Source organism: Bacillota bacterium, assembly GCA_040754675.1.
Lineage (GTDB): Bacteria > Bacillota > Limnochordia > Limnochordales > Geochordaceae > Geochorda.
In genome coordinates this window covers 13,019-33,439 of the sequence record JBFMCJ010000003.1, presented here as the reverse complement: position 1 = coordinate 33,439, position 20,421 = coordinate 13,019, and the positions used below count along the sequence as shown (strand labels likewise).

Annotated in this window: 19 protein-coding genes; 7 read left to right on the top strand and 12 right to left on the bottom strand. The window is 67.1% G+C overall.

Going from position 1 to position 20,421, the window contains the following annotated elements; genetic code table 11:
- From AB1609_00515 to AB1609_00500, 4 genes are all read left to right on the top strand, one after another.
- Positions 1–424, top strand: a 424-nt coding sequence (locus AB1609_00515; protein MEW6044959.1) for a molecular chaperone, incomplete at its 5' end; no start/stop codon positions are given.
- Between the two features lie 28 nt (positions 425–452).
- Positions 453–4,322, top strand: a complete 3,870-nt coding sequence (locus tag AB1609_00510; GenBank protein MEW6044958.1) for a LysM peptidoglycan-binding domain-containing protein — start codon at positions 453–455, stop codon at positions 4,320–4,322.
- A 201-nt stretch (positions 4,323–4,523) separates the two neighbouring features.
- Positions 4,524–4,760: a type II toxin-antitoxin system Phd/YefM family antitoxin gene (locus tag AB1609_00505; protein ID MEW6044957.1), complete on the top strand. Its 237-nt coding sequence runs from the start codon at positions 4,524–4,526 to the stop codon at positions 4,758–4,760.
- Positions 4,757–5,143: a type II toxin-antitoxin system VapC family toxin gene (locus AB1609_00500; GenBank protein ID MEW6044956.1), complete on the top strand. Its 387-nt coding sequence runs from the start codon at positions 4,757–4,759 to the stop codon at positions 5,141–5,143. Before AB1609_00505 ends, AB1609_00500 begins: the two co-directional genes overlap by 4 nt.
- Here the strand turns inward: AB1609_00500 and AB1609_00495 are convergent.
- From AB1609_00495 to AB1609_00480, 4 genes are read right to left on the bottom strand one after another with little or no spacing between them, the layout of a single operon-like run.
- A complete protein-coding gene (locus AB1609_00495; GenBank protein ID MEW6044955.1) occupies positions 5,133–5,423 on the bottom strand; it encodes a S8 family serine peptidase in 291 nt (96 codons plus the stop codon). The two genes, AB1609_00500 and AB1609_00495, sit on opposite strands and share 11 nt — an antisense overlap.
- A 24-nt stretch (positions 5,424–5,447) precedes the next feature.
- Entirely contained in the window at positions 5,448–6,608 is a 1,161-nt protein-coding gene (locus AB1609_00490; protein MEW6044954.1) for an ABC transporter permease, read from the bottom strand.
- Entirely contained in the window at positions 6,605–7,366 is a 762-nt protein-coding gene (locus AB1609_00485; GenBank protein MEW6044953.1) for an ABC transporter ATP-binding protein, read from the bottom strand. Before AB1609_00485 ends, AB1609_00490 begins: the two co-directional genes overlap by 4 nt.
- Positions 7,356–8,042, bottom strand: a complete 687-nt coding sequence (locus tag AB1609_00480) for a TetR/AcrR family transcriptional regulator (protein ID MEW6044952.1) — start codon at positions 8,040–8,042, stop codon at positions 7,356–7,358. Before AB1609_00480 ends, AB1609_00485 begins: the two co-directional genes overlap by 11 nt.
- A gap of 225 nt (positions 8,043–8,267) precedes the next feature.
- Here AB1609_00480 and AB1609_00475 point away from each other — a divergent pair, with 225 nt between their 5' ends.
- Positions 8,268–9,353, top strand: a complete 1,086-nt coding sequence (locus AB1609_00475; protein ID MEW6044951.1) for an HD domain-containing phosphohydrolase — start codon at positions 8,268–8,270, stop codon at positions 9,351–9,353.
- 127 nt (positions 9,354–9,480) lie between these two features.
- Positions 9,481–10,329: a cyclase family protein gene (locus AB1609_00470; GenBank protein MEW6044950.1), complete on the top strand. Its 849-nt coding sequence runs from the start codon at positions 9,481–9,483 to the stop codon at positions 10,327–10,329.
- Between the two features lie 52 nt (positions 10,330–10,381).
- On the opposite strand, the gene AB1609_00465 is transcribed toward AB1609_00470, so the two are convergent.
- Complete coding sequence (locus AB1609_00465) at positions 10,382–11,365, bottom strand: hypothetical protein (protein MEW6044949.1); 984 nt, start codon at positions 11,363–11,365, stop codon at positions 10,382–10,384.
- Between the two features lie 83 nt (positions 11,366–11,448).
- On the opposite strand from AB1609_00465, the gene AB1609_00460 reads away from it, so the two are divergent.
- A complete protein-coding gene (locus tag AB1609_00460) occupies positions 11,449–13,404 on the top strand; it encodes an AMP-binding protein (protein ID MEW6044948.1) in 1,956 nt (651 codons plus the stop codon).
- Between the two features lie 51 nt (positions 13,405–13,455).
- Here the strand turns inward: AB1609_00460 and AB1609_00455 are convergent, their stop codons facing one another.
- The 7 genes from AB1609_00455 to AB1609_00425 all read right to left on the bottom strand — a co-directional run bounded on the left by AB1609_00455 (position 13,456) and on the right by AB1609_00425 (position 20,414).
- Positions 13,456–14,262 (bottom strand): ABC transporter ATP-binding protein, encoded by an 807-nt coding sequence (locus AB1609_00455; GenBank protein MEW6044947.1) that lies wholly within the window; start codon positions 14,260–14,262, stop codon positions 13,456–13,458.
- The gene (locus AB1609_00450; protein MEW6044946.1) at positions 14,255–15,112 is read right to left on the bottom strand and encodes an ABC transporter ATP-binding protein; all 858 of its coding nucleotides are present in this window, start codon (positions 15,110–15,112) and stop codon (positions 14,255–14,257) included. Before AB1609_00450 ends, AB1609_00455 begins: the two co-directional genes overlap by 8 nt.
- Positions 15,113–15,126: 14 nt before the next feature.
- A complete protein-coding gene (locus AB1609_00445) occupies positions 15,127–16,386 on the bottom strand; it encodes an ABC transporter substrate-binding protein (GenBank protein MEW6044945.1) in 1,260 nt (419 codons plus the stop codon).
- A 36-nt stretch (positions 16,387–16,422) separates the two neighbouring features.
- The gene (locus AB1609_00440) at positions 16,423–17,301 is read right to left on the bottom strand and encodes a branched-chain amino acid ABC transporter permease (GenBank protein ID MEW6044944.1); all 879 of its coding nucleotides are present in this window, start codon (positions 17,299–17,301) and stop codon (positions 16,423–16,425) included.
- Between the two features lie 97 nt (positions 17,302–17,398).
- Positions 17,399–18,403: a branched-chain amino acid ABC transporter permease gene (locus AB1609_00435; GenBank protein MEW6044943.1), complete on the bottom strand. Its 1,005-nt coding sequence runs from the start codon at positions 18,401–18,403 to the stop codon at positions 17,399–17,401.
- Between the two features lie 95 nt (positions 18,404–18,498).
- Positions 18,499–19,650, bottom strand: coding sequence for an ABC transporter substrate-binding protein (locus AB1609_00430; protein ID MEW6044942.1), 1,152 nt, complete (start codon positions 19,648–19,650; stop codon positions 18,499–18,501).
- A 23-nt stretch (positions 19,651–19,673) separates the two neighbouring features.
- Positions 19,674–20,414: an ABC transporter ATP-binding protein gene (locus AB1609_00425; protein ID MEW6044941.1), complete on the bottom strand. Its 741-nt coding sequence runs from the start codon at positions 20,412–20,414 to the stop codon at positions 19,674–19,676.
- Between the last annotated feature and the right edge of the window lie 7 nt (positions 20,415–20,421).

The following is a 20,421-nucleotide window of genomic DNA, read 5'->3' as shown; positions in this document are numbered from 1 at the left end:
GGCCGGCGCGGCCGAGCCGAGCGAGGTAAGCATCCGCCTTACAGCGGTGTTCGGCGTTACCATTCCCGTCATTGTCCGTCACGGCCAGACGACGGCCCGCGTGTCGCTGTCCGACCTTCAATGGGAGATGGATCCGGCCACGCGTACGCCCCGGGCACTGTCCCTGCGCATCGGTCGGACCGGCAGCCGTTCGGTATACGGCGATGTGACGGTGAGCCTCGTTACCGCCGACGGGCGTGAACAGATCATCGGCAGCGTCAACGGCATCGCGGTGTACACCCCCAACGCCTATCGGCGCCTCGAGGTACCGGTACAGGTGCCTCCAGGCTCGCTCTCCCGTGGGGCTCGCCTGCGGGTGACTTATCGCAACGGAGAAGACTCGGGGAACAGGATTCTGGCCCAGGTCGAAGTGGGGGTGCTATGACCGAGGCGTCCCGACCGTTCTTCCGTGCATGCGTACGTATCGGTTCTGGTCGCTGGTCCTCGCGGCAGTTGTGGCGGCGAGCGCTATCCTGCCGGCTGGCGCGGCCGCGGACGCTCCTGAGGCGTTTACCCAGGACCCGCAGGCCGAGCTGCTCCTGCTCGAGGTACAGGTAGGGCGCCTGAGCCTTGACGGCGACCTCCTTCCCGCTTACCGGGTTGCCGGAGGCGTGCTGATATCCCTGGGCCAGCTCAGCCGCCTGCTCGAGCTCGGCCTGACGGTTCTCCCCGAACAGGGCAGGGCAGAAGGGCTCGTGGGCCGCGATGCCCGGCGTTTTCTCCTCGATGCCGCGCGCGGCATGGTGAGCGTCGGGCGCGACCGCACCTCCTTCGATTCGGCGCGCGTGCGCATCGATGCCGACGATATTTACGTCGACGCCAGCCTGCTTTCTCAGTGGCTTCCAATGGAACTCGAGGTGGACTTCCCGGTCTCCGTACTGCGCGTCAAACCCCGTGAGCCCTTACCCGTGGAGCTACGTCTGGAGCGTGAGAGCCGCTGGAGAGAACTGCGATCCGGTCAACCCTTCCCGGAGGCCCCCTATCCTCATCTCCAAAAGCCGTACCGCCTCCTGGCCGGGCCGTTCGTCGATCCAAGCCTGAGGCTCAGCCTGCGCCGTGACGTGCAGGGAGAGCAGCAGACGCACGCGCAATACACCGTCTTCGCCACGGGCGAATTGTTGCAGATGACAGGAGCTGTCTTTCTCTCCGGAAACGAGAGCGACCCTCTGTCCGCTCTGCGGTTCACGTTGGGGCGCAAACAGCCCGAAGCGACGCTGCTCGGCCCGCTGAAAGCGCGCGAGTTTTCGCTGGGCCACGTCATCTACCCGGGCCTGCCGCTCGTCTCGTCCCCAAAAGTCGTACGGGGCGTGCATGTCAGCAGTTACCTCCTGAGACAGCCCGAGGAATTCGATCGGATCCAGCTCGAGGGGGCCCTCCCCCCGGGGTGGGCCGTCGAGCTCTACCGGGATGATCTGCTGCTGGACTTCCAGCAGCCAGGGCCGGATGCGAGGTATCGCTTCGAAAACGTGCCGCTCCGGTACGGCCAGAACGAGTTCCGGCTGATCTTCTACGGGCCGCAGGGCCAGATCCGCGAGGAAGTTCGGCGCTGGCACGTGCGGGACTCCCTCGTTCCGCCAGGCGACAGCTACTACCGGGTTACGGTAGGCGAGAGTGAGGACGGAAAGGAGCGTGTCTTTTTCCAGTACGACGAGGGAGTGGGGCGGCATCTTTCTGCCGGCCTCGCGCTCTCCCGTACCCTTGGGGATTTCGGCGAGGACGGTTATGCCACCCTGAGTCTCAGGGGCTGGAGCGGGGAGATGCTGACCCAAGCCGACGTGGCTTTGGCCGAGGGCGGCGGTTCGGCGGGCCGGCTCGCCTTGCACACGCGGTGGGGGAGGGTGGGGACTTCCCTGGAGCACGTGCGCCTTTGGGGCTTCTCCAGCGAAAAGTTTCCGGCCGGTGCTGATCCCATCGAGAGTCAAACCCGCTGGACCCTTGACTCGACGCTTCCTTTCCCGGCTTCCCCCGGCCTGGCTCTCAGTTGGGAAGTTCAGCAGGATCGGCTTCGCTCGGGAGAGGCTCTCACGCACCTCTCCGGCCGCGTCTCGTCTTCTTACAACGGGCTTTCGCTGACCAACTGGCTCGACGCCAGCGTGCGCCGCGCCGAGGTCTCTGCTCAAGGAACGCTCTTGATGGCCCGTCACCTCGGACGCTACACCGCTCGTGCGGACCTGCGCTACGATCTCGAGCCTCTCGCGCAGGTGCGCCAGGTCTCGATTAGCGTCAACGGCTCCCTGGCCGGCGGCTATACCTTCCAGTTACAGATGGACCGCTCCATAGATACGAACCGGTCCCGGTACGCGGTCGATCTGGTCCGAAATGCCGGAACCTATGCGGCAGGCATCGGTGCGGAGTACAGGACGAGTGGGGAAGTGGGGCTCCGCCTGAGCCTGTCCACGGCTCTCGGCCGCGAGGGGCACTCCGGAGAATGGCGCGCCGCCCCTTCGGGCACGGCACACATGGGAGCCGTCTCCGCCCGGGCCTTCGTGGACGCCAACGAGAACGGCGTGATGGACCCGGGTGAGGTGCCGATCGAGGGTGTCGCCTTTCTCGTCAACGGGAGCGTGCACCCGGCGAGGACCGACGAAAAAGGCGTTGCCATGCTTACCGGCCTGACCCCCTATCACGTCAACATCGTCGAACTTTCTCCTGCTACCCTTGAGGACCCGATGTGGCGTCCTGCGGTACAGGGATTCGGCATCATACCGCGCCCCGGCGCCACCCTGGCCCTCGATTACCCGGTCATCGTTGCAGGCGAGGTGAGCGGTACGGCCTACCTGCTTCATAGCGACGGGGCGAGGCAGGTGAGCGGCATGGAGCTTGAACTCGTCAACCCCCAGGGCGAGGTGGTCACGCGGACGAAATCCGCCTTTGACGGTTTCTTCCTCTTCGAGGACGTGCGGCCGGGGGACTACGAGGTGCGAATCGCACCCAGCCAGGTCGCCAGGCTGGGGTTGAAGCCAGTCCCCCCACAACCGGTCCACGTCCCTGCGGACGGGTCTCCGGTTGAGGAAGTGCGCATGGTCGCAGAGGTGGCTCAACCCGCCACTGGCGTCAGCCTGGCGTTGGAGGAGGGCTTGCCGATCCAGGAGCAGCCCGCGATCGAAGAACGCCCCCTGGTTGAAGAACGCCATCTCGTCGAGGAACGGCCCCCCACCGAAGAACGCGTGTTGTTGCCCGCCGAAGAGGGGCCTGCCGCCATCGAACACCCTCCGGAAGGAGAGACACCTGCCGAAACGCCGGTGGCGCGGGCCGCCCGGGTGACCGTTTCCCGCGAACTCGTCATTTACGCGTGGCCCGGAGACACGCCCTCTCAAATCGCCTGGGATTTCGCAATGCCCCTCGAAGCTATCCTCGGGAGCAACCCCGGGCTCGCCGACGCTCACCGCATCGGTGCCGGGCAGGAAGTGCGCATCCCGGGATTGGCGGCCGAGCCCTACGTCATCCAGCGGCAGGACACCCTCTTCTCGATCGCTCGCGCCCATGGCATACGGCTGGCCGGGCTGTTGCGGATGAACCCCCAGATCACCGACCCCGATCGCATCGCCAGCGGGCAGGCCATCTGGGTCCCCGTTCCCCGGGGCAGACCTTACGACATTCGGCCCTACACGGTACAGCGGGCCGACACTCTCTTCTCCATCGCCCGGACGTACGGCGTCACAACGGAGGAACTGTTGCGCCTCAATCCTCAGATAGCGGACGCCCGCCGGATCGTGGTGGGCCAGACCGTTTGGGTGCCCTCTGTGGAAAAGGAGACCATCACCGAGGCGCCGAAGGCGGCGACCAACGCACCAGCCGCCTCACCGGAGCTGGTCATCTACGCGAGAGCGGGGGATACGCCCTCTCAAATCGCCTGGGATTTCGCCATGCCCGTTGAAGCCCTTCTCAGGAGCAATCCCAGACTCACCGACGGCCGCATCGGTGCCGGGCAGAAGGTGCGTATCCCGGGGTTGGCCGCCGAGTCCTACACCATCCAGCGGGGGGATACCCTCTTCTCCATCGCTCGCGCCCGTGGCATAAGGCTGGCCGGGCTGTTGCGGATGAACCCCCAGATCACCGACCCCGATCGTATCGTCAGCGGCCAGGCTATCCGGGTGCCTGTTCCCTACAACAGGCCTTACGCAGTTCAGCCCTACACGGTGCAGCGAGGCGATACCTTCTTCTCCATCGCCCGGGCGCACGGCGTCACGGTGGAGGAACTGTTGCGCCTCAATCCTCAGATAGTCGACGCCCGCCGGATCGTGGTGGGCCAGACCGTGTGGGTGTCTTCTGCCAAACCGTGACCAACGTCGCATGGGGAAACAGGGCATGAACGAACAGTCCGAACCGCAGCACAGGCTTGCCCAGTATGGGCGCTCCCTGTGTTCGGTGGACCAATCCATGAAGGCGTCTGCTCCCTCGTACAGGTAATGGGCGGACGAGCCAGGGGACATTGACTTAGCCGTTAGCTTAGTCTACAGTTTTCGTGCGGGGAGAGAATGGCTGTGTCCATAACGGTTAACGTGCATCAGGCGAAAACCCACCTGTCGCGGCTGCTGGAGCGGGTGCGTCAGGGCGAGGACGTTGTCATCGCGAAGGCGGGGAGACCCATAGCGCGACTCATCCCGGTCCGGGAGGAAGTGGCGCGCCGTGTTCCGGGCAGCGCCAGAGGGCTCATACGGGTAAGTGCCGACTTCGATGCTCCGCTACCAGACGGAGTCCAGCGGGGCTTCGAACAATGAGAGCATTGCTGGACACACACGCTTTCCTCTGGTGGGTGACGGATGACCCGAACCTATCGCAACGCGTCCGGGAGGTCATCGGCGACGGACAGAACGAGATCCTCTTCAGCACGGCCAGCGCCTGGGAAATCGCCATCAAAGCAGGGCTCGGACGGGTGCAATTCCCGGCGGACCTCGAAGGCTTCATCACCGAGCAGGTGCACCGCAACGCGTTTGAGGTGCTGCCTGTACAGCTGAGCCACGCCCTCAAGGTTTTCGGCTTACCCGACTACCATCGTGATCCGTTCGACCGCATGCTGGTCGCACAGGCGCTGGTAGAAGGCATCCCGATCTTGAGTGCTGACTCGCAGTTCGCCCGCTACCCGGTCCAGGTCATCTGGTGAGAGGGTGCCGTTTATCTCGTGGCCGCTGCTCCTGCTGCCTGGCCAGCAGGGAGAGCGGCGCAAGCAGCGACGTGATCTTGACTCCCGGCAGCACCACGTCCGGTTTTGTCACCCCATCAGGCGTCGGCCCCCGGCTGGAGAAGGGCGCCACCGTATCATCCGAACGGTCGACCGCCCGGTGGTCATCGGCCGCGCCAGCGGTTATCGCGGCTGGATGAATCCCCGGCGTTGAGATGGTCATCGGCTCCGGCCCGTCGCTTCCCGCCGAGCAGCAGACCACCAGCCCGGCCCGCCAGGTCGGGCGTTACGCCCGCCTGACCGACCGAGAGCCCAGCAGCGAGAAGAGCGCCGCAAAGCCGGCGAGCACCAGCACTTCGTCCCAGAATGCCAGCGGCCCGAGCCCCCTCACCATCACGTCCGTCAGCGCCGTCGTAGCGTACGTCAGGGGCATGGCATAGGCGACCGGCTTCAAGATGGCGGGCAGGACCTTCACGCTCACCACGAGCCCTGACAGCACCGCCTGCGGGACGATGACAACCGGGATGAACTGCATCACCTGGAGTTCGCTTCTCGCGAACACCGACAGGAAGATGCCCAGGCTGGCCGCCCCCAGGGTCAGCACCAGTTCAATGAGGATGACCCACCCCAGGCTCCCCCGGTAAACGACCCCCAGAGCCCACACCACGAACGCCACCACGATGCCGGCCTGGGCCATCACAAAGGGGCTAAGCCCGGCCATGTACCCGGCTATCACTTCAACCGGCCGTACAGGCGAGGTAACCACGCGCACGAGGGTGCCTCGCTGCCGTTCCCGTAGAAAAGACGTTGCGGTGAGCAGGAAGACGAAGAAAAACGTGAGGTATCCCAGGAGTCCCGGCGCCAGGTAATCCGCCATGCGCATTTGTTCGTGCCCGTAGACGTACCTGACGCTGAAGGGCGGCGCCGCCGCGAGCCCGGACGGCCCCTCTCCTCCCACCCCTCCTGCCATCGCGCCAAGAGGGCCGCTCACCACAGCCGCCAGGCGGCCGGCCAACTCCGGCAGCAGGCGCCGGAAATCGCCCAGGATGCGTCCGGTCAGCTGGAACTCCGCCCCTTCGACCACGACTTCAACCTGCGGCCGCCTCCCGTGCACCGCCGAGCTGAACAGGTCTGCGGGCACGACAATGACGGCCGACGCCCGCCCCTCCTTGATGACCTGTTCGGGGGCCGCTGTCCCGGCGTCCACCACCTTCCAGGCGTCACCGGCCACGGGTTCGAGGAGGTTCACCGAAAACCAGGTGGCCAGGCGCTGGGTCGGCGCCACCACCGCGACTGAGGGCGGGCTCGACGGCCCTTCGAGCAGGTAGGTCACAAGGGCCAAAAGCGCCACGGGCACGATGAACATCAGCCCCACCGTGCGCGGGTCTCGCCGGATCTGGCGGAACACTCGCACCGCCACCGCCAACGTGCGCCGAACGCTGTTCATCGCCGCCCGTCTCCCCCCGCCGCGAAGTACAGGAATGCCTCTTCCATGTCCGCCGCACCCGCCTGCCTGAGCAACTCCGCCGGCGAACCGCCGGCGAGCACCCGCCCTGCCCGCAGCAGCGCGAGCCTCTGGCAGCGGCGGGCCTCGTCCAGGTGGTGGGTGGAGATGACCACGGTCGTTCCCTGGCCGGCGAGGCGCGCAAAGTGGGTCCAGAAGGTGAGGCGCAGTTCGGGGTCGACGCCCACCGTGGGTTCATCGAGCACGAGGAGCGCCGGTTCGTGGATCAGGGCGGCGGCCAGCGACAGCCGCCGGCGCATGCCGCCGCTCATGCCGTCGACCATCCGGTCGGCCGCGTCGGCCAGCCCGACGAGTTCGAGCACCTCGGCGATGCGAGCCCGCAGGCGCGAACCCGTTAACCCGTAGATGCTCCCGAAAAAGGCCAGGTTCTCCCGGGCGGTCAGGTCAAGGTAGAGCGACTCGGACTGCGGCATGTACCCGAGGGAGGGCGCCACGGCGGGGTCTGGCATGCGCCGGCCCAGTACGAGCACGCTCCCGGCTTGGGGGCGGTCGAGGCCCACGACCATGCGGATGAACGTGGTCTTCCCTGCCCCGTTCGGCCCGATGAGCCCGAAAGTGCAGCCCGCGGGAACGTGCAGCGTCAGATCGTCCAGCGCCACCACCGGGCCGAACCGGCGCCTCACTCCGTCTGCCTCGATCGCCACCCGCCCATTCGCAGCCGCCCGGAGGTCAACTTCCACGGTCGCGCGCCTCCCTTGAGGAGAGGGTAGGGTGTTGCGGCTGCCGCACCGCCGCGCCCCGAGTGGCTTTGCCGCGGCCGCCGTCGGGCGCGGCCGTTCCGCGAGCGAAGATACGGGCAAACCCGGCCACCATCACCTCCCGGTCAAACGGGAGTTCTCCGCCGACGGCCCAGACCCCAACCAGCGCCGAAAAGAACATCCCAACAAACGCCTGAGCTGCCAGTTCCGGGTCTTGCGGCTGCATGTTGCCGGCCCGTTGCTCCTGCTCAAACCACCCCGCGATGCGCCGCCGCAGAAGCCCGGGAACCTCGCCGCTCAGCGCCCGAATGGCGTCGTGGTTGCGGGCTTCACGCAGTGCAATGTGGATGAGTCCCCGGTTCTCCTCCAGAAGGCGAGCAAGTGACAACCCGAAGTTGGTTAGCCGTTCATCGAACGTTGCCCCAGGCGGGGGAAAGGTAAAGGCCACCGGCAAGAGCCGCTGCATATGGCGGTCAAACGCCGCCCGGATCAGCGAGGCTTTGTCGCCAAAGTGGCGAAAGAGCGTCACCTCATTGACGCCGGCCCGCTCGGCGATGGAACGCGTCGTCGCCCGGGCCACGCCCTTCTCGGCGGCCACCGCCAGCGCTGCTTCCAGGATTCGCTCCCGGGTGCTCTCCCTGTCCGTGTCCGGGCTCACCCGCCGCGCCCCCCCAAGATTGCGGCTCTGTCGCCGTCCCGTCGCGTGCAAGCACTTGCTTGTATCCCTAGTTTATCAGCTCATGGGGAATGCTGCCAACCCCTGTGAAGGAAGCCGCCGGAAAGGGAACGAATTACTTGCCCCACGTCGGTGCCGTCCGCACCGTGAAGGATCCGGCCCCTCTCGGCCGGCCTCGCCCGCGGAGGCCCAAACAGCGAGGCGCCCATGATCAGGTTGCCACTACACCAGCTCAAGCCCGGCATGGTGCTGGCCATGCCCCTCTACGGCCCGGACGGGGTGGTTCTACTCAACAGCGGCGTCACCCTCAAGTCCGCCTATATCCAGCGCCTGCATGAACTCGGGTTCTCCGGGGCCTACGTCCGGGACGGCGTGGCCGACGACATCCCCCTCGACACGCCCATCACCGAGCAGACCCGGGCGTTCGCCATGGCCGCCGTGCGCCAGGTGGTGCAGGAACTCCAGCAAGATAGCGCCCTCCCCCACCTGGGCAAGGTTCGTAAGGCCGTGAACAGCATTCTGGACGACCTCCTCAGTCACCAGGGGGTCATGGTGGGACTCACCCAGGTCCGTGCGACCGACGACTACACCTTCGCCCACTCCGTGGATGTTGGCGTCATGGCGCTTATCGCGGGGATTGCCATGGGGTTAAGCAGGCCCCGGTTGATAGATCTGGGCATGGGGGCGCTCCTGCACGACGTCGGCAAAACCCAGGTCAACCGGCCCATCCTGACGAAGCCGGGGCCGCTCACCCCCGCCGAGTCGGAAAGCATGAAGCTGCACACCGTCTACGGGTTCGACATGCTGCGAGGCCGGCGGGACATCAGCGCTGTGGCCGCTCACGTGGCTTACGAGCATCACGAGCGGAACGACGGAAGCGGCTACCCCAGAGGGCTGCGAGAAGCCAAGATCCACCCTCTGGCCCAGGTGGTGGCCGTGGTGGACGTGTTCGATGCCATGACCTCCGACCGGCCCTATCGCCGAGGCCTGCCTGCTCACGAGGCGGCCCGCTACCTCACCCGTACCAAGGGCAGGCTGTTCAGCGTGGTGGCCGTGGAACGCTTCCTGGCACGCCTCCCGCTCTACCCGACCGGGACGGTCGTGGCGCTGAACACGGGCGAACTCGCCCTGGTGATAGCCCAGAACAGCGCCGACCGCACCCGTCCCGTGGTGCGGCTTCTGGCGGCTCCCGGCGGGCGGCCGTTCAAGCGGCCCGTCGATATCGACCTGCTCACCGACCGGGACCGCACGATCACGGAAATCAGTCGCTGGGATCCCCCGCTGCGCGGCTGACACAAGAGCCCGGCCCGGGCGGACCTCAGGGATAGGACGCACTTACACCTGTATTGACGGTATCAACCGATCTGCCCCAGAATGGTATGGACATCCGTCCGTATCCATCAATTGGGGGTGTCCGCCGGTGTGTGCACCGTCCGTCATTGAGCAAGTGGGGCGTCAGTTGAGCCGCCGGGATTTGCTCCGGGCGACGGCGGGGATGGCGGTGGGGGCGCTGCTGGCCATGCCTCGCGCCACGGCCCGGGCGTCGAGTTCCCCGGCCGGCGCCCCCAGGCTTGAGGTCAACCACGTGGCCGACCTGATCCATGCGCTTTCCCCCGACTTCCCTGTGTTCCCGGGCTTCGAGCCCATGAAGGTGAGAACGCTCGTCACGGTCAAGCAGAACGGTTTTTACGCCAACCGCTGGGACGTCGGCGAGCACACCGGAACGCACATGGATGCGCCGGCCCACTTCGTGGACAGGCCCGGCATCTGGACGGCCGACGAGGTGCCGGCGGAACGCCTCATTGCTCCTCTAGCCGTCGTGCACATCCACGAACGGGCGTCCCGCAACCCCGATGCCTGGGTGACCGCGGACGACCTGCACGCATGGGAGCAGCGCTATGGGCGCATCCTGGACGGGGCGATCGTCTGCATGCACTCCGGCTGGGAGACCCGGGTGGGAGATGCGGCGGCCTACCGCAACGCCGACTCAAGCGGCACCATGCACTTTCCGGGCTTCAGCCCCGAGGCGGCCGAGTTTCTCGTCAACGAGCGCCGCATCGCCGGTATCGGGGTGGACACGCTGAGCCTGGACATCGGCCCGTCGACGGACTTCAAAGTGCACCTGACCGTGCTGGGCGCCAACCTGTTCGGGCTCGAAAACCTGGCGAACCTGGCGAAGGTGCCCCCATCCGGCGCCACCGCCATCGTCGGAGCCCCGAAGGTGCGCGGCGCCTCCGGGGGACCCTGCCGGGTCCTGGCGGTCTGGTAAAGACCCGCGAATACGCTTAGATGGTAGATGGCTGTCGCGCCGGCAGCCCGGGTCACGCCATCGTGACCCGGGCGCCATCCTCGCCCCTCAAGGAGAGCACCATCCCCCATCCGAAGGGCTCCGCGGCGCCCAGGCGTGCCGACAGGACGTGCCGCCCGGGAGTCACGGGCACGCGCACCACGTTTGCCCCCGGTTCGACGTAGCCCCGGGAGTGTCGGCCCTGGAATCCCGTGAAACGGTGGGTGCCCGTGAACACCCTGGTCTCGTCGACCAGCAAGTCCAGTTCATCACTGAACCCGAAACGGAGAACGAGCGTCCCCGAACCGTTCACGGAGAACTCTTTACGCAGCATGGCATGGTTGCCGGCGCCTCCTGGCAGGTACCTGGTGAGGTTCAAGGTCCCGTTCTCCTCGACGCTGACCGAGCCGTACCCGTCGAGCCACCAACGGGTCACTGTACCTTCGTCCGGAGCAGGGGGCGGGGAAGCCGGGCCAAAGCGTGCCGGATCGGGCTCGCTGAGCCTCAGCTCAGAGAAGTAGGCGGGGCGATAGGTCCAGACGCCGATGGAGCCGGAGGGCCGACCATGCGCGAGCCCCTGGACGGTTAGGGGACGCTGGTCTCCGATCGATACGGCCACCCGGCTACCGACGACGTCCAGGCGGAGCGTAAGCCACGTGCCGGAGGGGACATTGGCTTGGCCCTGGTACCGTGGGCCGTTGAAGATCTGCCATGTGTTGACCCCACGAAACACGGGGTCGTACTGCACCGCATCCCACTGTCCTGACGTGTGAGGCTGGACGTAAACCAGTTCGAAGTTGTCGGCGTCCGCAACCCGAAAGGCGATACCGGGATAGGCTGGCCGATCCGTGCCGATATCCACTTCCAGCGCCGCGTCTTCCACCACGATCCCCTGCAGCAGAGCGAGGCCGTTTTCGAGCCGAAGCGCCCTGCAGCCACCCCACGTGACGACCTCAGCCACGGCTGCGTGAATCTCCAGATTCCTGAGGCTGGTAAGGTCGAACTCCTTCGAGTGCACCCGGTTCCCATCCCTTCCCTCGAACGCGCCGTTAGTTGCTACTAGGAGCGCGTACCCGTATCATAAAGACCGGAGGTACCACTATGGTTCGCTCTCTTGGGGCTGCGCCGGTCACCGTCGTTCCGAAGATGCCCCACGACCCGCTGACGTACCCCTCCGTTCCGGCGCTTTTCTTCCGCCAGGCCGGCCTCCTGAAGGACCGTGTCGCCCTGCGGCGGAAGCGGTTCGGCATCTGGCAGGAGTTCACCTGGGGGGAGTTCGCCCGCTTCGTGCGCCTCACCGCCTACTCGCTGGGGGCTGTGGGCGTCAAACGGGGGGACCGTGTCGCCATCGTGGGAGAGAACCGCCCGGAGTGGCTGTTTGCGGACCTCGGCACCCTTGCCTGCGGGGGTGTTAGCGTCGGCATCTATCCCACCTCCAGCCCCGAACAGGTGGCCTACATCCTCGGTCACAGCGAAGCCGCCGTCTACGTGGTGGAAGGCGAAGAACAGCTCGACAAGGCCCTGGAGGTGCGCGGCGGCCTGCCGCACCTTCAGCGCATCGTCGTGATGGACATGAAGGGCCTGCGTGGCTTTTCCGACCCTCAGGTCATCTCCTTCGACGAGTTCCTGCAACTCGGCCGCCCGAGCTCAGAAACGGCCCCGGAATGGCTCGACGCCCGGATAGCCCAACTCGGGCCCGACGACCTGGCCCTCGTCATCTACACCTCCGGCACCACCGGCCCGCCCAAAGGGGCCATGCTCACCCACCGAAACCTCATCTGGACGGCCGAGGCGCTGGCCAAAGCGAACCCGGTAGATGAACGGGACGAGGTGCTCAGCTTCCTGCCGCTCTCCCACATTGCGGAACGCATGGTGTCCGTCTACCTCGCGGTGCGCTGGGGCTTCACCGTCAACTTCGCGGAGAACACCGACACCGTGCTCACGAACCTGCGCGAGGTGTCGCCAACCGTCCTGTTCGCCGTGCCCCGCATCTGGGAGAAGATCCACTCCCAGGTCGAGCTTCACATGCGAGAGGCCGATTTCTTCAAGCGGGGCGCCTACCGGCTGGCGACGCGCGTCGGCTTGGCCTACGCCCGGTCGCGCCTGACCCCGCACGGCGCCGCCGGCCTACCCGTGTCCTCGGACGGCAGGCAGCAATCTGACGTCCGGCAGGCCGCAGGGCGTGGGGCGGGCACGCACCCGACCCGCAGGCGGCGGCAGGCGGTGCTTCGCCTCGCCTACACGGCCGCCCACGCAGCCGTCCTCAAGCCGCTCAAGCGCCGCCTGGGGCTCGACCGTGTCCGCCTGGCCATCTCCGGCGCCGCCCCCATCGCCCCGGACGTGCTCTGGTACTTCCACAGCATCGGCGTGCCCATCCGGGAGGTCTACGGGCAGACCGAGGGCTCTGGCCCCACCACCATCCACCAGGGCGACGACATCCGCCTGGGTACCGTGGGTAAGCCGCTTCCGGGCGTCGAGGTGCGCCTGGCCGATGACGGCGAGATCCTGGTGCGGGGGCCCAATGTCTTCGCCGGCTACTACAAGGATCCGGAAGCGACGGCCGCCACGCTCCGGGACGGGTGGCTGTGCTCGGGCGATATCGGCGAGTTCGACGCCGACGGGTTTTTGCGCATCGTGGACCGCAAGAAGGACCTGTTCATCACGGCCGGCGGCAAGAACGTGGCACCCCAGTTCATCGAAAACAAGCTGAAAGCGAGCCCCTATATCCACGACGCCGTGGTGATCGGCGACGGGCGGCGCTACCTCGTCGCCCTCATCGTCATCGACGAGGAGAACGTCACCCGCTTTGCCCGGGACAGCCGCATTCCGTTCACCACGTACGGGGACCTTGCCGCGCGGCCCGAAATCCACCGGCTCATCGATCAGGAGGTCCAGAAGGTCAACCGGACGCTTTCGGCCCCGGAACAGGTCAAGCGCTTCGCCATCCTGCCCAAGCGGCTCTACCACGAGGACGGCGAGGTCACCCCGACGCTCAAGGTGAAGCGCAAGTCCATCATGGAGAAGTACCGCGACCAGGTGGAGGCGCTGTACCGCTGAATGCCTTAACCCGGGGCCCCTTCTCCGGCTGCCGGGTCGTGGCGGCGCCCGTCAGTTCCACCGGCGGCGCCTGCGGTAGCGGCGCCAGCCCTTGAGCGAGACCTCAGCCGTTATGCCCAGGTAAAGCTCCTGAACGTGGGGGTTTTGTCGCAGTTCCCGGGCTGTGCCTTCGAGCACGATGCGCCCGGTTTCGAGAACATAGCCGTAGTCCGCCACGCCGAGCGCCATCCGGGCGTTTTGCTCGACCAGCAGAACACTCGTCCCACGGCGCCGCACCTCCACCAGCGCCCGGAAGATCTCCCGCACCACCAGCGGCGCAAGGCCGATGGAGGGTTCGTCGAGCATCAGAAGACGCGGCCGGGCAAGGAGGGCCCGGGCAATGGCCAGCATCTGCTGTTCGCCGCCGGACAGGGTGCCCGCAAGCTGGCGGCGGCGCTCGCCGAGAACGGGGAAGAGCCCCAGTACCCACGCCCGCCACGCCCGGCCCTCCTCCGCCCCGTGACCGCTACCCGCACGCACCCGGCCGGTTGCGGCCCGGCCGGCCCGCTCGCCAAGCGCCAGGTTCTCCTCAACGCTGAGTTCGCAAAAGAGCCCTCGCCCCTCGGGCACGTGGGCGATGCCCAGGGCGGCAACATCCTCCGGTTCCCAACGGGTCACGGGCTTGCCGTCCCACAGCACCTCGCCCTTCTGAGGCTGTTCGTCGATGAGCCCGCTGATGGTACGCAAAAGCGTGGTCTTGCCGGCGCCGTTGCTGCCGAGGACGGTCACCATCACGCCGTCCGGGACCTTGAGCGAGATGCCGCGCAGCACGGTCACCCGCCCACCGTAAGCGGTCTCCACGTTGCGCAGCTCAAGCACCTGGCACCGCTCCTTGCCCCGCCTGGGAGGCCGGCCGGGCTTCGGCCGGCTCGGTGGAGCCCGCGGCAAGCCCCAGCGCCGTCTCTCCGAGGTAGGCAGCCGCCACGGCGGGGTTCGCCTGCACCTCCCGGGGGGACCCTTCAGCGATGACCCGGCCCTGGTCGAGCACGATGACCCTCTGGGAAACCTGCATGACCATCCCCAGGTCGTGCTCGACGAGCACGACCGTGACACCCATTTCCGCCCGCACGTCCCTCAGCTTGAACAAGAGCTCCGCCTTCTCCTCTGCCGTCATGCCCGCCGACGGCTCGTCGAGCAGCACGATGCGGGGCTCGCTCGAAAGCGCCCGGCCCAGATCCACGAGCTTCTGGAGGCCATAAGGCAGGTCGCCGACCCGCACGTGGCGCGCCACCTGGATGTCGAGCAGTTCCATGATCTCTTCGACCCGCCGGCGCTGGGCCACCTCCTCTCGCCGCCACCCGGGCGACGAAGCCGCCGCCCGCAAAAGCCCGCTCCGATAGTAGCGGTGGCGGCCCAGCAGCAGGTTGTCGAGCGCCGTCATGTTGCGGAAAAGCTCGATGTTCTGAAACGTCCGCGCCACGCCCAGCGCGGCGATGCGGTCGGGGGAGAGGCCCGCCAGGTCGCGCCCGTCGAGGCGCACCCGGCCCCTATCCGGCCGGTAAAGGCCCGTCACGCAGTTGAAAAGCGACGTCTTCCCCGCTCCGTTCGGGCCGATGATGGAGACAAGCTCGCCCGGCTCGATCCTGAGGCTGACGTCGGACAGCGCCTGCACGCCGCCGAAACTCAGGCTGACGCGCTCGACCTCCAGGCCCGCACCCCCGGCCGCCACCGGCCCCCGCCCTCCTAAAACTCGACCGGATACGTCAGCCAGTCGCTGATGCGCACCGGCTTGCCGTCCCTGTATTGCGCCAGGAAGATGGCGTTGGTCCCCTGCCGCCGCCCCGGACCGAACGTGACGTCCTGCAAAAGCTCCCCGTCCCAGTGCTGGATGGACTCCATCGCCCGCACGAACGACTCCCTGCTCAAATCGGGCCCGGCCCGCCGCAGCCCCTCCAGGAACGGTTCGAGGAACGACACGCCCGCCAGCGCGTTGAACGGCGTCTTCGCCAGTTCAGGGTTGCGCTTCGTAATGATGTCCAGCACCCGGTCAACCTTCGGGTTCATTCCCGGGAAATCCATGAACGAGGGAACGATCATGCCCTCCCACGCCGGCCCCGCCAGCACGGCCATCACGGGATCGGCCAGCGTGAACGTTGCAAGCCTATGCGGCCGGTAGCCGATCTTGGCGATCTCGCCGGCGATCATGGCGCCGTGCCTGGGCGTGGCGTACAGGATGAGCGCGTCGGCGCCCGACTGGCGCAGCCGCAGCGCATGGCTGCTCAGGTCCGTCTCGGTGAGTTCGTACGGGACCGCCGCCACCACCTGGGCCTTGCCGCCGCCTTGCTCAAGGGCCCGCTGAACGCCCGCCAGCCCGGTCTTGCCGTAGTCGTCGTTCTGGTAGAAGACGGCGATGCTTTTGGCGCCAAGCTCGTTCATGGCGTAGCGGGCGAGGATCTGGGCTTCGTGGAAGTAGTTGGGGTATGTGACGAAGAGGTACCGGGTGTTTGGGTAGCCCACCCACAAGTTCGCGTCGGCGGTGGGCGTGATCCAGATCACCTGGTTGTTGACGATGTAATCCCGCACCGCCATCGCGTTGGCCGTGCCGATGAGGCCCACGATGGCGAAGACGCCGACCCGGTCGACCAGTTCCCGCACGTTGGCCACGGCCCGGGGCGGCAAGTACGCGTCGTCCCGGATCTCGAACCGGATGCGCCGCCCGTGGATGCCGCCCTGCTCGTTGATGTGTTGGACGTAGGCCTCGGCCCCCCTGGCCGTGGCGCCCCAGGGCGCGGCCGGCCCCGACAGCGGCGTCGACGTGCCGATGACCACCTCGGTGGCGGTGATGCCCCGCTCCGCCGCCACCGCCACGTCCACGACCCCGATCGGCACGACCAGCGTGAGCACCGCCCCGGCCACCGCCAGCCAGCTCCACGGACTGCGCCCCACGTGGGCTATCCCTATCCTTTCCCTGCCTCTCCTGATCCCGCTTGCGAACGTCCTCAAGTCCGTTCCCACCTTTCCACCGGCAACTTGCCGTCCTCAGACCCGCCGCTTGAACTCTCGCCTGAGCAGCCCCTCCGGGCGCACCATGAGAACCAGAACGATGAGCGCGAACGCAAGCGTCGACTTGAACGCAACGGAGGCATACCCCGCAAGCAGGCTCTCCAGAACCCCCAGCACCACCCCCCCGACGACGGCTCCGGGCGGGCTGTCGAGCCCGCCCATGACGGCCGCTGCAAACCCTTTCAGAAACGGGTTGAGCATGAAAAAGGGGTCGAGCAGCGTGACGGGCGCAAGCAGAAGCCCTGCCACCGCTCCGAGCGCCGCCGAGAGCGCCCACCCGGCGGCCAGGACCCGGCGCGACCGCACCCCGAGGAGCCGGGCAGCGACTGGATCCTGCGAGATGGCGCGCATGGCCAGGCCCCAGGGGCTGCGTTCAACGGCCCAGTAGAGGGCCGCCATCAAAAGCCCGGCGGCGAGCGTGCTTCCGATGTGCAGCTCGCTCGCCACCACCGGCCCCACGCCGTAGACCCGGGCGGCCGAGAGCGGGAACGGCATGGCCTTGATATCGGTTCCCCAGATGACGACGGCGGCGCCGCTCAGCAGGAGCGCCAGGCCCAGAGTCATCACGGACTGGCCCAGGGGGGAGGCCTCCCGGGCATGGCGCAGCACCGAGAGGTAGAAGAGCGCCGCAAGCGCCGCGGCGGCCGCCACGCCGGCTGCCGCGCCGGCCCCAAAGGGCAGGCCCACCTCCGCGACGAGCGTGTAGGCGACCAGCGTGCCGAGGGCCGCCATGTCGCCGTGTGCGAAGTTGAGCACCCGGGAGATGCGGTAGAGCAGCACGATCCCGAGGGCCACCAGCGCATAGAGGCTGCCGGCCGTGATGCCGTTGACGATGTACTGAAGGGCCAGATCCAAGTGCGTTCTCGCTCCTCCCCCGGCACCCTCGTTTGGCGAAGGCGAGGTCGGACCGACTGACGTTCGGTCGGTCCGCCCTGCTCCATCCCACCCCCGCTCACAGCGGCCAGGTCTTGAAGTAGCGCTTCACCTTGAGCCAGCGCCCGTAGATGCCTGTAGGCTCAAGGGCCATGATGACGAGCAGTACAGCGCCGTACACAATAGGCAGGTATTCCCGTGCCCGGCTTGCGAGCTGCGGCAGAGCCGTCATGATGGCCGCGCCCACCACCGGACCCGGAACGGTGCCCAGGCCCCCGACCACCACCATGCCGAGATAGTAGATGGAGTCCAGGAACGTGAACATGTTGGGCTCAAGGTACCCCAGCACGGCGGCCGACAGACCGCCTGCCGTCCCGGCGTAGAACGCGCTTACTCCAAACGCCAGGGTCTTGTAGCGTGTCAAGTTGACGCCGCTCATCTGGGCCGCCAGATCGCTATCCCGGACCGCTATCATCGCCCGGCCCACGTAGGAACGGCCGATGTTGTAAGCGGCAAGCGTCAAGAGCGCGGCGCATGCAAGCACCAGTTCGTACCGGGCGGCGTCGGATGCGAGCACCCACGGCCCCACCCGGGGCGGCGGCACCATCAGGCCGGTTCGCCCGCCTGACACCGCCTCCCAGTTGGTCAGCACCTGCTGCACCGCGATCCCGAACCCCATGGTGGCAATGGCGAGATAGGGCCCTTTGAGGCGAAGCGCCGGCAGCCCCAACGCCCAGCCGAACGCCGCGGCCACCGCGGCACCCCCCGCGAGCGCCACGGGAAACGGCACGCTGGCCCGAAGCGTCAGGAGCGCGGTCCCGTAGGCACCGATGGCCACGAACCCCGCCTGTCCCAGCGACATCTGGCCCGTGAAGCCCACCAGGATGTTGAGGCCGACGGCGGTGATGACGTTGATCCCGACGAGGGAGCCCACGTACAGGAAGTAGGAGCCCAGGTAGGCAGGAGCGAGCATGAGCGCGGCCGCCAGCACGGCCGTTGCAGCCCAGCCTGCCGAGCCGTGAACCAGCGCGAATTCGCGATCGTAGCGGCGAACGAGCGCCTGGCCGGCCACGCCGGCCACCACCTTCCCAGGGTCGGGTCGAGCCCGGGAACCGGGTCGAGGTGGTAATGCGTATTAGTCATCTGCAACCGGTCTCCTTTAACCGTCATTCCACACGCTCAGGGTACGGGCACCCACCTCCCGTTGACCACCTGATAGAGCTGAAATGCGCCGTCCACTGAGCGGATGCCGTTCTCGTCGAAGCTGATGCGCCCGCTGGCCCCCGGCCACCCCTCGACCCGGTCGAGCCATCGCCGGATCCCCTCGGCCGAGTAGCCGTTCACCCGGATCGCTTCCACCACCAGGTGGGTCGTGTCGTAGGCGAAGTCCGACCAGATGGTCGGCTCTTCGCCGTACCGCTCCACGAAGCGCCTGGCGAACCGCTCGTAGGCTTCGCCTTTGACACCTGCGCTCAGCGCCAGCATCCCCTCTGCAGCCGAACCCGCCAGTTCGGGAACCTCCCGGGTCTGAAGCGCAACGTCGCCGATCCACTGGGGCCGAAGCCCCAGTTCCGCCGCTTGTTTGATGAGGAGAGCGCCTTCCCTGACATGAGAGACCACGAAGACGGTCCGCGCTCTGCTCTGGCGCAGTTTCAATATCTCCGTCCTCAAATCCGTTGCGCCGACGGAAAACGCCACCGACGCCAGAATCTTTCCCCCGTCTTCGGTGAAGCGCCGGGTGAAAACGTCCTTGACTCCGATGCCGTAGTCATTGTTGATGTAGGCAACCGCCGCCTCTTTGATACCGCGCCGGCGGGCGATGTTGGCCCACTCCTCGCCCTGTGCGAAGTCAGACGCCATCACGGCGAAGAAGTACGGCCCGAGATCTTTCAAAGCCGGAGCCGTGGAGATGGACGAGATGAGCACCACCCGAGCCTCACGTGCAACCGGGCCGATGGCGAGGGTGATAGACGACGAGCCGGAGCCCATGATGACCGGCACGCGATCTCGCTCGATCAAACGACGGACCCCTGCCACGGCCTGTGCGGCGTTGAGCTGGTCGTCGACGTAGACCACCTCAACGGGGCGCCCGTTGATCCCGCCAGCGGCATTGATCTCTTCCACCGCCAGTTGAGTCCCCTTACGCATGCTCTCCCCATATACGGCCGCGTCGCCAGTTAGATGGTTGATGAAGCCAAGACGAATCGGCTCTCCCGCCGCCGCGGCGGCGGGGGCCGCACCGCCCACGGGCACCAGCAGCCCAACCGCGAGCGTCACAGCCAGGACAACTGTGGCAACGGCCGATACGCGGGCCGCGCTCCCGCGAACCATGTCTGCACTCCTCCTCACTGGCTTCAAGCCCCCTTCTCCGTACTTCCGCCGAGATATAGCTTCTCGAGACGGGGGTCGCCGAGCATGGCCCGGCCTTCGCCTTCGAGGCGGTTTCGCCCCATCTCCAGGACGTAGGCGTAGTCGGCGACAGCAAGCGCCTCTCTGGCGTTTTGCTCGACCATGACCACCGTGATGCCTTCCCGGACGAGCCCCCGTATCGTTTCGAAGAGCAGCTTGCGTACCATTGGCGCCAGGCCCAGCGTCGGCTCATCCACGAGCAGCACACGAGGGCGGGTCAACAGGGCCCGCGCGATGGCCAGCATCTGCTGCTCGCCGCCGGACAGCGTGCCGGCTCTTTGCCCGAGGCGCTCGCGCAAGACCGGGAACCAACCAAGCACCCGTTCCTGCTCGCTGGGAGCCACGTCGCCCAGGTCTGCTGCCCGCCGGCCGATGACGAGGTTTTCCTGCACGCTCAGCGAAGGGAAGATCGTGCGCCCCTGGGGTACGAACACCATTCCCCGGCGGACCAGCTCCCGCGCACGTAACCCGGTCACCTCCTCTGCCTGCAGAGTGACCCGCCCTCCAAGGAGCTGCATCTGGCCGAAAATGGCTCGAAAGAGGCTGGACTTGCCCGCCCCGTTGGGGCCGAGGATGACCGTGCAGGCCCCCACCCTGGCGGCCAGACTCACGCCGTAAAGCACCTGAAGCCGGCCGTAGGAAGCCTGCAGTTCCTCCACCCGCAGCGCGACGTCAGCCCCGGACATGGCGCGT

Excerpts from the sequence above, each read along its gene's own strand:
- AB1609_00510 (MEW6044958.1), top strand. The coding sequence starts at position 453 with ATGCGTACGTATCGGTTCTGGTCGCTGGTCCTCGCGGCAGTTGTGGCG.
- AB1609_00500 (MEW6044956.1), top strand. The coding sequence starts at position 4,757 with ATGAGAGCATTGCTGGACACACACGCTTTCCTCTGGTGGGTGACGGAT.
- AB1609_00490 (MEW6044954.1), bottom strand. The coding sequence starts at position 6,608 with ATGAACAGCGTTCGGCGCACGTTGGCGGTGGCGGTGCGAGTGTTCCGC.
- AB1609_00475 (MEW6044951.1), top strand. The coding sequence starts at position 8,268 with ATGATCAGGTTGCCACTACACCAGCTCAAGCCCGGCATGGTGCTGGCC.
- AB1609_00460 (MEW6044948.1), top strand. The coding sequence starts at position 11,449 with ATGGTTCGCTCTCTTGGGGCTGCGCCGGTCACCGTCGTTCCGAAGATG.
- AB1609_00430 (MEW6044942.1), bottom strand. The coding sequence starts at position 19,650 with ATGGTTCGCGGGAGCGCGGCCCGCGTATCGGCCGTTGCCACAGTTGTC.
- AB1609_00425 (MEW6044941.1), bottom strand. The coding sequence starts at position 20,414 with ATGTCCGGGGCTGACGTCGCGCTGCGGGTGGAGGAACTGCAGGCTTCC.